The organism is Mesorhizobium sp. M1399 (assembly GCF_040317735.1).
In the GTDB taxonomy this organism is placed as follows: Bacteria; Pseudomonadota; Alphaproteobacteria; order Rhizobiales; family Rhizobiaceae; genus Mesorhizobium.
In genome coordinates this window covers 100796-113073 of record NZ_JAMYKZ010000005.1, presented here as the reverse complement: position 1 = coordinate 113073, position 12278 = coordinate 100796, and the positions used below count along the sequence as shown (strand labels likewise).

11 protein-coding genes are annotated in these 12278 nt (G+C 62.6%); 6 read left to right on the top strand and 5 right to left on the bottom strand.

Annotation, left to right across the window (positions count from 1 at the left end; all coding sequences use genetic code 11):
- Positions 1 to 20: 20 nt before the first annotated feature.
- The 4 genes from NKH05_RS09890 to NKH05_RS09875 form a co-directional block, all read right to left on the bottom strand.
- On the bottom strand, positions 21 to 2489 hold the full coding sequence (locus tag NKH05_RS09890) for a glycogen/starch/alpha-glucan phosphorylase (RefSeq protein WP_023718450.1): 2469 nt from the start codon (positions 2487 to 2489) through the stop codon (positions 21 to 23).
- Between the two features lie 166 nt (positions 2490 to 2655).
- A complete protein-coding gene (locus NKH05_RS09885) occupies positions 2656 to 3444 on the bottom strand; it encodes an ATP-binding cassette domain-containing protein (protein WP_023718451.1) in 789 nt (262 codons plus the stop codon).
- Positions 3441 to 4523 (bottom strand): ABC transporter permease, encoded by a 1083-nt coding sequence (locus NKH05_RS09880; protein ID WP_023718452.1) that lies wholly within the window; start codon positions 4521 to 4523, stop codon positions 3441 to 3443. Before NKH05_RS09880 ends, NKH05_RS09885 begins: the two co-directional genes overlap by 4 nt.
- 89 nt (positions 4524 to 4612) lie before the next feature.
- Positions 4613 to 5629, bottom strand: coding sequence for a sugar ABC transporter substrate-binding protein (locus tag NKH05_RS09875; RefSeq protein ID WP_023718453.1), 1017 nt, complete (start codon positions 5627 to 5629; stop codon positions 4613 to 4615).
- A 229-nt stretch (positions 5630 to 5858) separates the two neighbouring features.
- On the opposite strand from NKH05_RS09875, the gene NKH05_RS09870 reads away from it, so the two are divergent.
- The 6 genes from NKH05_RS09870 (at position 5859) to NKH05_RS09845 (ending at position 11247) form a co-directional block, all read left to right on the top strand.
- Positions 5859 to 7088, top strand: a complete 1230-nt coding sequence (locus tag NKH05_RS09870; protein WP_352494808.1) for an ROK family transcriptional regulator — start codon at positions 5859 to 5861, stop codon at positions 7086 to 7088.
- Positions 7089 to 7090: 2 nt separating this feature from the next.
- The gene (locus NKH05_RS09865; protein WP_353025340.1) at positions 7091 to 7537 is read left to right on the top strand and encodes an RbsD/FucU family protein; all 447 of its coding nucleotides are present in this window, start codon (positions 7091 to 7093) and stop codon (positions 7535 to 7537) included.
- A complete protein-coding gene (locus tag NKH05_RS09860) occupies positions 7534 to 8457 on the top strand; it encodes a carbohydrate kinase family protein (protein ID WP_352483656.1) in 924 nt (307 codons plus the stop codon). Before NKH05_RS09865 ends, NKH05_RS09860 begins: the two co-directional genes overlap by 4 nt.
- A 251-nt stretch (positions 8458 to 8708) precedes the next feature.
- A complete protein-coding gene (locus NKH05_RS09855; RefSeq protein WP_023718457.1) occupies positions 8709 to 9851 on the top strand; it encodes a DegT/DnrJ/EryC1/StrS family aminotransferase in 1143 nt (380 codons plus the stop codon).
- 17 nt (positions 9852 to 9868) lie between these two features.
- Positions 9869 to 10072 carry a hypothetical protein gene (locus NKH05_RS09850; protein WP_023718458.1) on the top strand — a complete coding sequence of 68 codons (204 nt, stop codon included), beginning with the start codon at positions 9869 to 9871 and terminating at the stop codon, positions 10070 to 10072.
- A gap of 155 nt (positions 10073 to 10227) precedes the next feature.
- Positions 10228 to 11247 carry an LLM class flavin-dependent oxidoreductase gene (locus NKH05_RS09845; protein ID WP_352963943.1) on the top strand — a complete coding sequence of 340 codons (1020 nt, stop codon included), beginning with the start codon at positions 10228 to 10230 and terminating at the stop codon, positions 11245 to 11247.
- Between the two features lie 56 nt (positions 11248 to 11303).
- Here the strand turns inward: NKH05_RS09845 and NKH05_RS09840 are convergent, their stop codons facing one another.
- Positions 11304 to 11930, bottom strand: coding sequence for a CDP-alcohol phosphatidyltransferase family protein (locus tag NKH05_RS09840; RefSeq protein ID WP_352717074.1), 627 nt, complete (start codon positions 11928 to 11930; stop codon positions 11304 to 11306).
- Positions 11931 to 12278: the final 348 nt, after the last annotated feature.

Sequence of the window (12278 nt, the reverse complement as noted above, 5' to 3'; positions counted from 1 at the left end):
CCTGGTCTCATGCAATCACATCAGGCGGGCACGTGCCAGATGTCTTTCGCATATTGGCGGATCGTGCGGTCGGACGAGAACCAGCCGACGCGGGCGACATTGCGGATGGCTCTGGCGTACCAGTCCGGGCTGTTGCGCCAGACGGCATCGACGTCGCGCTGGGTGGCGGCGTAGGCATCGAAATCCGCAGCGACCATGAACCAGTCGCTCTGGTAAAGGCCGTTGATCAGGTCGCGATAACGGTCCGGATCGTCAGGCGAAAAGACCCCGGACGAAACCGCGGCAAGCGCCTGCGCCAATTCAGGCGATCCCTCGATTACGGCGCGCGGATCGTAACCATTGTTGCGCCGCTCGGCGACCTCATCGGTGGTCAGGCCGAAGATGAAGATGTTGTCGTCGCCGACGCATTCCTTGATCTCGACATTGGCGCCGTCGAGCGTGCCGATGGTCAGCGCGCCGTTCAGCGCGAACTTCATGTTGCCGGTGCCGGACGCTTCCATGCCGGCGGTCGATATCTGCTCCGAAAGATCGGCGGCCGGCATCATGATCTCGGCTAGGCTGACATTGTAGTTCGGCACGAACACCACTTTCAGCAAGCCGCGCACCGCCGGGTCGCGGTTGATGACCCGGGCGACGTCGTTGGCAAGTTTGATGATCAGCTTGGCGTTGTGATAGCTGGGCGCCGCCTTGCCGCCGAAGAACTTGACGCGGGGCATCCAGTCGCGCTCCGGATGCGAGCGGATCTGGTCGTAAAGCGCGACCGCTTCGAGAATGTTCAAGAGCTGGCGCTTGTATTCGTGGATGCGCTTGACCTGGATGTCGAACAGCGCCGAGGGGTCCACCTTGATGCCGAGCCGGTCGGCAACGAGATTGGCAAGCCTCGTCTTGTTCGCCCGTTTGACAGCGGCGAACTTGTCGCGGAAGGCAGCGTCCTCGGCGAAAGGATCGAGCAGCTTTATCTCGTCGATGTCGTCGAGGAAGCCGTCGCCGATCGCCTCTCGGGTGAGTGCCGTGAGGCCGGGATTGCACTGTATCAGCCAGCGCCGCGGTGTGATCCCGTTGGTCTTGTTGTTGATGCGATCCGGGTAGAGCCTGTGGAGGTCGGCAAACACCGTCTCCTTCATCAATTCCGTATGCAGTGCCGAGACGCCGTTGATCGAGTGCGAGCCGACAAAGGCCAGATTGCCCATACGCACGCGGCGATCGCCATTTTCCTGGATCAGCGAGATGCGGCTGATCTGCTCGTCCGAGAACTGGTCGGAGACGCGCGCCTCGAGCAGCACCTCGGCGTTGATGGCGTAGACGATCTGCATGTGGCGCGGCAACAGCCGCTCGAATAGCGGCACGGGCCAGCTTTCCAGCGCTTCGGGCAGCAGCGTGTGGTTGGTGTAGCCGAAGGTGCGCTTGGTGATGCTCCACGCCTGGTCGAAATCCATGCCGTGGACATCCATCAACAGGCGCATCAGCTCGGGGACGGCGATGGCCGGATGGGTGTCGTTGAGATGGATCGCCGCCTTGTCGGGCAGCGATTGCAGGTCGCCATACTGGCTGAGATGACGCTGAAGGATGTCCTGCAGCGAGGCGGTGGAGAAGAAATACTCCTGCCTGAGCCGCAACTCCTGGCCTGCCTTGTGGGAATCGGCCGGGTAAAGGACGCGCGACAGCGCATCGGCCTTGTTGCTCTCGGCGAGCGCGCCGATGTGATCGCCGGCGTTGAACTTGTCGAGCAGGATCGGATCGACCGGCATGCCGGACCACAGACGCAGCGTGTTGACGCGGTTGGCCCGCCAGCCAACCACCGGGGTATCGTAAGCAACGGCCAGAACATGTTCGGTCGGCTTCCAGACATGGCGCTCGAGCCTGCCATCCTTCGAGGTGATCGATTCCACCGAGCCGCCGAAGCCGACCTCGAAGGAGCGTTCGCGGCGTTCGAACTCCCAAGGATTGCCGTGATCGAGCCATGTCTCGGGCAGTTCGACTTGCCAGCCGTCATGGATCTCCTGCCGAAACATGCCGTTGGCGTAGCGAATGCCATAGCCATGCGCGGGGATATCGACGGTAGCCATGCTTTCCATGAAGCAGGCGGCGAGCCGGCCAAGGCCGCCATTGCCAAGGGCAGCGTCCGGTTCGAGCGCAGCAATGATGTCGAGGTCGACGCCAAGTGACGACAGCGCCTCGCGCATATTGTCCATCAGGCCGAGATTGGAGAAGGCATCGCGCATCAAGCGGCCGATGAGGAATTCCAGTGACAGGTAATAGACGCGCTTTTCCTGCTGGGCGTAGGCCTCTTGGGTCGCCTGCATCCAATGATCGACGATGCGGTCGCGCACAACCTTGATCGAGGCGGTGAGCCAATCGTACTGGGTTGCAACGTTGGTGCCCTTGCCGACCCTGTATTTGAGGGCCTGCAAGACTTCGTCGGCGAGCGTCTTGGGATCCGGGTTTTCGAGGGTGGGCAGAGGAGCTTCGGTTGTCATCGCGCGCGTCATGCTGCCTCTCGTGACGTTGCCAGGATCATGCGGCTTTCACCATCTCCGCCAATGCTAATGCATCCCACCGGATGTTCAATGGATTCAGGCGACCGCAAGCCGGGTTGCCCTGCGGCAATTTGGCATTGAAACACCGCGCCCTCAGCGGCGGGCCTCAAGTTCTTGTTCAGGCCGCCAGCGCCGCCTCCGGCGGCACCTTGGCGCCGGTCATGAAGGCGACCGCGTCGGACATCGTATACTGCTTCGGATCGATGACGCACAGGCGACGGCCGAGCCGATGAATGTGAATGCGGTCCGCCACCTCGAAGACATGCGGCATATTGTGTGAAATCAGCACGATCGGCAGGCCTCGGCGTTTGACGTCGAGTATCAGTTCGAGCACGCGGCGGCTCTCCTTGACGCCGAGCGCGGCCGTCGGCTCATCCATGATGACCATCTTCGAGCCGAAGGCCGCGGCGCGCGCCACCGCCACGCCCTGGCGTTGACCGCCGGAGAGAGTTTCCACCGCCTGGCTGATGTTCTGGATGGTCATCAGGCCAAGTTCGGTCAGCTTGTCGCGGGCGCGCTTTTCCATCGCCGGACGGTCGAGCATGCGCAGCCAGCTGCCAAGAAAGCCCGGCTTGCGGATCTCGCGGCCGAGAAACATGTTGTCGGCGATGGACAGCGCCGGCGACAGCGCCAGGTTCTGGTAGACGGTCTCGATGCCGGCTTCGCGGGCCTCCATCGGCGATTTGAATGCAATAGGCTTGCCTTCAAGCCGGATCTCGCCTTCGTCGGGCACGACCGCGCCGGAAATCGCCTTGATAAGCGACGACTTGCCGGCGCCGTTGTCGCCGATGACAGCAAGGATTTCGCCCGGATAGAGATCGAAATCGGCATTGTCGAGGGCGGTGACGCGACCGTAGCGTTTGACCAGGCTGCGGGCGGTAAGGATCGGTTCCTGAGTCTGGTTCATGCCGAGATCTTCCTGATCCACTGGTCGATACCAACAGCGATGATGATAAGGGCGCCGACAGACAATTGCGTCCATTGGGGATCTGTCCCCCAAAGCCTGAGGCCGAGCGCGAACACCCCGACGATCAGCGCACCGAAGATGGTCCCGAGGATGGAACCGCGGCCGCCGAACAGTGATGTGCCGCCAATCACCACGGCGGTAATCGAATTGATGTTCTCGAACTGCCCGGCCTGCGGCGAGACCGATCCGATGCGTCCGATCAAGGCCCAGCCGGCGATGGCACAAATGATGCCGGTCAGGGTATAGACCGTGACCAGCATCCGGCTGACGCGCACCCCCGACAGTTCCGCGGCTTCCGGGTCGTCGCCGACTGCGTAGACATGCCGGCCCCATGCGGTGTGATTGAGCACGTACCAGGCAATTGCCCCCATGATCAGCACCAACAGCACGCCATAGGTGAAGACTGCGCCGCCGATCCTGAACGAGCCGCCGAAAAACTGCAGCAGCGGTGCCGTCGCCTCGAGATCCTGGCTGCGGATGGTCTCGTTGCCGGAATAGATGAAGTTGATGGCAGCGTAGATCGACCAGGTGCCGAGCGTCACGATGAAGGGCGGCAGTTTCACCCAGGCGATGAGAATGCCGTTGATCAAGCCGCAAATCGCGCCGACAAGCAGCCCGATGGCAACGGCGACCGGCGCTGGAACACCGTAATGCATGGCAAACTGGCCCATAACAACCGAGCTCAGCACCATGATGGCGCCGACTGACAGGTCGATGCCGGCGGTGAGCACCACCAGTGTCTGCGCGATGCCGACCATGCCGGTTATCGCCACCTGCTGGAGGATCAGGGTGAGGGTGAAGGGAGAAAAGAAGCGTCCGCCGACGACGACTGCGAACAGAACCACCGAGATGAGCAGGATGATCAGCGGCACCATGGCCGGGCTTTTATGCAAGCGGTGCTGGATGCTCTCCAACGTCGAGCGGGAATGCGTCTCGAATGATGCGACGCTGGCGTCGCTAGCGGCCAGGACCGTCTCGAATTCCTGCGGTCCCTTGCTCCTGGTTGTTTCGACGCTCAAGTCGGCCTCCCCGCCTGTGATGTGGAGCGGCCGAAACCGCTCCACATTCCCTATTGTTCTTTTGAAGTTGAGCCGATCAGGGGATCAAATCAACCCCAGCACTTGCTGAGGCCTTGCTTCGTGTCGATGGATTCGATGCCGGCGGCAGGCTTGTCGGTGATCAGCGTGACGCCGGTGTTGTAGAAGTTCAGACCGGGCGACGGCTCAGGCTTCTTGCCGGTGTCGGCAAAGGTCTTGATCGCCTCGATGCCGAGCGAGGCCATGAGCAATGGATATTGCTGTGAAGTGGCGCCGATCACGCCCTCGGCAACGTTCTTGACACCGGGGCAGCCGCCATCGACCGAGACAATCAGGACGTCCTTCTCCTTGCCGACGGCTTTCAGCGCCTGGTAGGCGCCCGCGGCCGCAGGTTCGTTGATGGTGTAGACGACGTTGATATCCGGATCCTTCTGCAGGCAATTCTCCATGGCAGTATGCCCGCCATCCTCATTGCCGCTCGACAGATCGTGACAGACGTTGCGTGCGTCGGTTTCGTCGCCGATCTTCTTGGGATCGCCGAGGTCGATGCCGAAGCCCTTCATGAAGCCTTGATCACGCTGGACGTCGACGGAGGGCTGGCTGGCGATCAGATCCATGTAGGCAATGTGCGCATCCTTGGCCTTGTCGCCCAAGGTAGCCTTTGCCCAGGAGCCGATAAGCTCGCCGGCCTTGAAATTGTCGGTCGCAAACGTCGCATCCGCGGCATCGGCAGGCTCGAGCTGCGTGTCGAGAGCGATCACCAGCACCCCTGCATCGCGCGCCTTCTTCACCGCCGGCACGATGGCCGCAGTGTCGGTGGCGGTGATCAAAATGCCCTTGGCGCCGTCGGCGATGCAGGATTCGATCGCCGCAACCTGGCCCTCATTGTCACCTTCCGCCTTGCCGGCATAGGCTTTCAGATCGACACCGATTTCCTTGGCTTTCGCGGCGGCACCTTCCTTCATCTTCACGAAGAAGGGATTGGTGTCGGTCTTGGTGATCAAGCAGGCGCCGACCCCGGCGGCCGATGCCGTCGACGCAAACGCCATCAGGCTCAGTCCGGCCGCGGCAAACACGGTGGATTTCAACAGTTTTGACGTGGTCACGATTTTCCTCCCATTGAACCATTTAGGATGCCGGCCAACCGGCATCTGCAGCGCGTCCGACGAAATCTCCCAGTGTCGACGCCGATCTCAAGAGACACCAGTCCGCCAGCACTGTCAATAATTAAATCACTCTTATTTATTATTGACAACGCAGGATTGTTCACTCACTCTAGACCAAAAGCATTGAGGGGAAACGACGGGAGGAACAGGGGTGGAGACCGGCATTACAAGGCACGGCTCGCCCGATGCGGCCGAAAGCCGCCTGCACCGCGGCACCAATCAAAGCGGCATGCGGGACCACAATGAGCGGCTGGTGCTGTCGCTGGTGCGCCAGCACGGCAGCCTGGCCAAATCCGACATCGCACGCATGACTGGCCTCTCGGCGCAGACAGTATCAGTCATCATGCGCGAGCTGGAGGAGGACGACCTGCTCGTTCGCCAGGCGCCGTTGCGCGGCAAGATTGGCCAGCCCTCGATACCCATGGCGCTCAATCCCGACGGCGCCTATTTCATCGGCCTGAAGATCGGCCGGCGCAGCGCCGAGCTCGTGCTGATCGATTTCCTCGGCAATGTGCGCTCGATGCTGCAGCATTCGTACCGCTATCCGGCGCCGCGCGAGACGGTGGAATTCGTTACGAGCGGCATGAAGAAGATGCGCGGCGAGCTCACTCCTGCGCAGGACAAGCGCATCGCCGGGCTTGGCATCGCCATGCCGTTCGAATTGTGGAACTGGGCCGATACCGCCGGCGCGCCGCGTGAAATCATGGACGAATGGCGCCATCGCGACATCCGCGCCGACATCCAGGCGCAATGCGAATTTCCGGTCTACCTGCAAAACGATGCCACCTCGGCCTGCGGCGCCGAGCTCGTGTTCGGCCAGGCGGCGGGTGCGGCGCGCGATTTCGTCTATTTCTACATCGGTGCCTTTGCCGGCGGCGGCATCGTGCTGAACGGCCGGCTGTTTGGCGGCCCAACCGGCAATGCCGGCGCGCTGGGCTCAATGCCAGTGCCCGGGCCTGACGGCAAGCCGACGCAGTTGATCGACGTTGCATCGATCGCCACGCTGGAGAAGGCGCTCAACGCACGCGGCGTCGAGGCCTCGCATCTGTGGACATCACCGGGGGACTGGGGCGAGATCGGTGCCGAGCTTGACGACTGGATCGCCAGCGCCTCGCAGGCGCTCGCCTATGCCATCGTTGCGGCGTCGTCCGTCATCGATTTCGAAGCCGCGGTGATCGACGGATGGATGCCGCTCGCCGTGCGCAGGCGGCTTGTCGATGCCGTCATCCAGGCCATCGGCAGGATCGACGGCGAAGGCCTGAGGCTGCCGGCCGTCCGCGAGGGAACGGTCGGCATCCATGCGCGGGCGCTGGGTGGCGCCAGTCTGCCGCTATCGGAGCGCTTCCTCATCGGCTCGACCACGATTTCCCGGAGCTTCTGAGCATGCTGATCGGTATCCCGGCGCTGCTCGGCCCGGAGCTTCTGGCGATGTTGCGCGCCATGGGCCATGGCGACGAGATCGCGCTGGTCGACGGCAACTACCCGGCCGAACAGCAGGCACAGCGGCTGATCCGCGCCGACGGTCATCATCTCATCCCGGTGCTGGATGCCGTATTGAGCGTGTTGCCTGTCGACGACGCCGTGCCGCAGGCGCTGTTTCGCGCCTCGGCTAAAGGCGATCCCCTGCTCGCCGATCCGGTTCATCATGAGATTGAAGCGATCTGCGCCAGGCATGCGCCGGGCCGCAAGGTGGTTGCGCTTGCCGGCGCCGACTTCTATGCACGGGTCAAGGCCGCGCACGCGATCGTCGCGACGAGCGAGCCGCGGCTTTACGCCAACATCATCATTCGCAAGGGCGTGATCTATCCGCCGGAAAGCAAGACTTCATGATCCTCTGCTGCGGCGAAGCCCTGATCGACATGCTGCCGCGCACCACGACGGAGGGCGAAGCGGCCTTTGCCCCCTATGTCGGTGGTGCCGTCTTCAACTCGGCCATTGCGCTCGGCCGACTCGGCGCGCCGGCCGGCTTCTTCTCCGGCCTGTCGTCGGATCTGTTCGGCGGGCAGTTCAGGGAGGCGCTGGGGGCCAGCAAGGTCAGTTCCACCTATGCGCACACCTCGCCGCGGCCGACCACGCTCGCCTTCGTGCGGCTCACCAACGGCCAGGCGACCTATACATTCTATGACGAGAACACCGCCGGGCGCATGCTGACCATCGAGGACCTGCCGGAGCTCGGCAGCGAGATCGAGGCCATGCTGTTCGGCGCCATCAGCCTGATCTCGGAACCGGCCGGATCGGCCTATGAGGAGTTCATGCGACGTGAGCATGAGCGCCGCGTGATGATGCTCGACCCCAACATCCGGCCAAACTTCATTCCCGACAAGGCCAGGCATCTCAGGCGCATCCGCAACATGATGGCGATGGCCGACATCGTGAAACTGTCGGACGAGGATTTGAACTGGTTCGACGAAGCCGGCTCGCATGAGGACGTCGTCCGCAACTGGCTGGACCGCGGCCCGAAGCTGATCGTCGTCACCCACGGCAGCGAGGGCGCGGTTGGTTACAGCAGCCAGCACCGGGTCACGGTCGTGCCGGACAAGGTCGAGGTGGTCGATACGGTCGGCGCCGGCGACACGTTCAATGCCGGCATCCTTGCCTCCTTGCACGAGCAGGGCCTGCTGTCGAAGACGGCAATCGCCGGCCTGCCGAAAGAAGCCATCCATAAGGCGCTGACGCTCGGCGCCAAGGCCGCGGCGGTGACGGTCTCGCGGGCCGGCGCCAATCCGCCATGGCGGCATGAACTCGCCTGACCGGCTGGCAACCGCCTCACGGACTGCCTGCCGGCGATCACTTTATGTTTCGCCTAACCTGGCGGGCGGGATGCGCAGCCCATATCAAGCATGCCGAAGCCCGGATTTTCCCGCGTTTAAGAGGGCAGATCGGAAACCAGAGGTAACAGGCTGCGACACTTGAGCAATTCAGGGCTTTGCCCTGCGGCTTTCTCGGCCGTGCCAAGTCTGCTACCAGCGGCCGGATCTGGCTAAAACCGTTTGAGGCCGACATGCAGTTCATCGATCTTGGCGCACAGCGCGAACGCATCCGCGACAGGCTGAAGGCGGCAATCGACCGCGTCGTCGACGAAGGTCGTTATATTCTTGGACCGCAGGTCACCGAATTCGAAAACAAGCTCGCCGCCTATATCGGCACCAAGCACGTGGTCGCTTGCGCCAACGGCACCGACGCGCTGCTGTTGCCGCTGTTTGCCGCCGGCATCGGCCCGGGCGACGCGGTATTCGTGCCGAGCTTCACCTTCGCCGCCACGGCCGAAGTGGTGGCGCTGACCAAGGCCGAGCCGGTGTTCGTCGATGTCGATGCTGACAGCTACAATATCGACATCGCCAGCCTCGAGGCGGCAATCGCCATGATCAAGGCGGAGGGGCGGCTGAGGCCGAAGGCAATCATTCCCGTCGACCTGTTCGGCCTCGCCGCCGATTACGAAGCAATCATGGCCATCGCCAATCGCGAAGGCCTGATGGTCATCGAGGATGCGGCGCAGGCGACCGGCGGCTCGGCTGACGGCAAGATGTGCGGCTCGTTCGGCACCGTCGGCTCGACCAGCTTCTATCCGGCAAAACCGCTCGGCTGCTACGGCGACGGCGGTGCGATGTTCACCAATGACGATGCGCTGGCCGAACAGCTGCGCTCGTTCGCCTTTCACGGCAAGGGCGAAACGCAATACGACAATGTCCGCGTCGGCATCAATTCACGGCTCGATACACTGCAGGCGGCGATCCTAATCGAGAAGCTGGCCATCCTCGAGGACGAGATGGTGGCGCGGCAAGCGGTCGCCAATCGCTATGCCGAAGGTCTCGGCGATATAGTCAAGACGGCGCGCAATCTGGGCGGCGGCCGCTCGGCCTGGGCGCAATACGCCATCGAAACGCCGAAGCGCGACGGGCTCAAGGCACATCTCGGTGAAAAGGGCATTCCGTCGGTCATCTACTATGTGAAACCGCTGCACAGCCAGATTGCCTATCGCGATTATCCGCGCACGCCGACCGGCCTTGCCGTTTCGGAAGAGCTGCCGAAGCGCATCCTGTGCCTGCCGATGCATCCCTATCTGAGCGAGGCCGACCAGGACCGGATCATCGAAACGATCCGTAACTATATCGGCTCGAATTCGGCGCACGTGGCGGCGGCATAATTCGAAAGTTGCGGAACATGGTCGCGGATTACATCGACGAGTTCATCATGTTCTGCGCCGGGTTGTGGATGGCTGGCATCGGCTTCGGATTTCTCGCGGACCCGTTCCAAGCTCGCCCCGGCCAGCAAGCATGGTGGACCAACTTTGGAACCCATTTTAAATGGATGGGGCCGCTGTTGATCCTCATCGCGATAGTGCTCGCGTTCGCGGCACCTTCCTAGATGCGCTCGCGCCAGCAACAGGCTCGCCATTGACGGCATCGCTGATCAACAACGGACCGTTCACCTCAAACTGGGCCGTCGGTACCGATTTCGGGATGCTTTGCTCTGCGCCGAAGCATAGTCTGCACCTGTCTTCCCTCTAGGCTGGCTATTTCATGAAGAAGATTGGTTTCCTCTCGTTCGGGCACTGGACGCCCTCGCCGCAATCGCAGACGCGGACGGCATCCGATGCGCTTTTGCAGTCCGTCGAGTTGGCCGTCGCCGCCGAGGAGCTGGGTGCGGACGGCGCGTATTTCCGCGTGCATCACTTCGCCCGCCAGCTCGCCTCGCCCTTCCCGCTGCTCGCAGCGGTTGGGGCGAAGACCAGCCGAATCGAGATCGGCACGGCGGTGATCGACATGCGTTACGAGAACCCGCTCTACATGGCCGAGGACGCCGGCGCCGCCGATCTGATCGCCGGAGGGCGTCTGCAGCTAGGCATCAGCCGCGGCTCGCCGGAGCAGGTGATCGACGGATGGCGCTACTTCGGCTACGCCCCGCAAGAGGGCGAGAGCGATGCCGACATGGCCCGCAGACACACCGGAGTGCTGCTCGAAGTGTTGCTGGGCAAAGGCTTTGCCCAGCCCAACCCGCGGCCGATGTTTCCCAACCCGCCCGGCCTGCTTCGCGTCGAGCCACACTCGGAGGGCCTGCGCGAGCGCGTCTGGTGGGGCGCCGCCACAAACGCCACCGCAGAATGGGCGGCGAAACTTGGGATGAACCTGCAGAGTTCCACGCTCAAATTCGATGAAGGCGGAAAGCCGTTTCACATCCAGCAAGCCGAACAGATCAAGGCTTTTCGCGAAGCCTGGAAGGCGGCCGGCCACACGCGCGAGCCGCGGGTGTCGGTGAGCCGCAGCATTTTTGCGCTGGTCGACGATCGCGACCGCGCCTATTTCGGCGGCAACCAGGGCGGAGATCAGTTCGGCTATATCGAGGCAGACAGGCTTGCCGTGTTCGGCCGCTCCTATGCCGCCGAGCCAGACGTCCTGATCGAGCAGCTAAAGGGCGACGAAGCCATCGCTGAGGCCGATACGCTGCTGCTCACAGTCCCCAACCAGCTCGGTGTCGACTACAATGTCCATGCCATCGAGGCGATCCTGACCCACGTCGCCCCAGGCTTGGGCTGGCGCTGACGCGACTTTGTTGGAAAAGCCACGGCGGTCAATACGATGCTCGCGTTCTAGCGGTCTCACGGCTGCTTCCCGTCGGCTCGTTTCAGCATCGCAAATGCGCGACTGATCCGTTGCAGGGCCGTCGCGTTGGCCAGCACTGCGTACAACGCGAACCCGCCTGCCAGAATCCAGGGCGAAGCCGCGCCCATGGCAGTCGCGACTCCGTCGGCGGCGAGCAGCACGCAAATGAACACCAGACGTTCCATCCGCTCGAAGAAATCCGGCCAACCATGGTTTTCCACAGGGATTTCCAGCGCCGTCCGCGCCTTGGCGTAACTGGTGAGGATCCCGCCGGCGAACGCGAACATTGCGATCGCCCACAGATCGGCGACCCAGCCTATTGCCGCAAAGACGGCCAATTCCTGATAACGGTCGACGACAGCGTCGAAATAGCCACCGGCCTTGGTGCTCATATTTGTCCGGCGGGCGACCGCACCGTCCAGCGCGTCGAAGCTGAAGGCAAACGCCAGGCACAAGCCAAAGGCAAGACTTGAATGGTGATACGCGTAGGCGGCAGAAGACAAAGCCACGAGCACGAGCCCGCTGGCCGTAACCTGGTTCGGCGTCATGCCGATCCCGATCAGCGGAGAGGCGGCCTGCTCCCATAGCGGGTCGATGCGACTTTTCATGAGACCGGCGATCATGGCGGCTCCTCTGATGATGTCGTTTGACGGAGCTTTACCAGCAATTTGCGGGTTTGTTCCACCATCGCCACCGTTTCAGTTGGCCAATGCGGGCCGAGACCGGGCTCCGCAATGTTCTCAACTCGCCGCAAAAGTGATCTCGTTTGGCGAATGTGGCCGGCGGATTAAGGTGCTGCTCGCCAAGCTGACGGCGAAACAGAACTTCCGGTCGCAGCGACAGGTGCCCGACAGCATTTCACGGTTTGGGCGATGCCTTGTGACGGGTGTGCAAATCGAGCGGCGGTCTGGCGGCAACACCCGAACGATGTGACTATGATTGCTTGCGACCCGTCGGAAGCCGGCCGAAAC

What these genes read in the sequence shown, in the direction of transcription:
- NKH05_RS09845 (WP_352963943.1), top strand. Translation starts at nt 10,228, where the DNA reads ATGAAGAAGATTGGTTTCCTCTCGTTCGGGCACTGGACGCCCTCGCCG.
- NKH05_RS09860 (WP_352483656.1), top strand. Translation starts at nt 7,534, where the DNA reads ATGATCCTCTGCTGCGGCGAAGCCCTGATCGACATGCTGCCGCGCACC.
- NKH05_RS09885 (WP_023718451.1), bottom strand. Translation starts at nt 3,444, where the DNA reads ATGAACCAGACTCAGGAACCGATCCTTACCGCCCGCAGCCTGGTCAAA.
- NKH05_RS09850 (WP_023718458.1), top strand. Translation starts at nt 9,869, where the DNA reads ATGGTCGCGGATTACATCGACGAGTTCATCATGTTCTGCGCCGGGTTG.
- NKH05_RS09855 (WP_023718457.1), top strand. Translation starts at nt 8,709, where the DNA reads ATGCAGTTCATCGATCTTGGCGCACAGCGCGAACGCATCCGCGACAGG.
- NKH05_RS09865 (WP_353025340.1), top strand. Translation starts at nt 7,091, where the DNA reads ATGCTGATCGGTATCCCGGCGCTGCTCGGCCCGGAGCTTCTGGCGATG.
- NKH05_RS09840 (WP_352717074.1), bottom strand. Translation starts at nt 11,930, where the DNA reads ATGATCGCCGGTCTCATGAAAAGTCGCATCGACCCGCTATGGGAGCAG.
- NKH05_RS09890 (WP_023718450.1), bottom strand. Translation starts at nt 2,489, where the DNA reads ATGACGCGCGCGATGACAACCGAAGCTCCTCTGCCCACCCTCGAAAAC.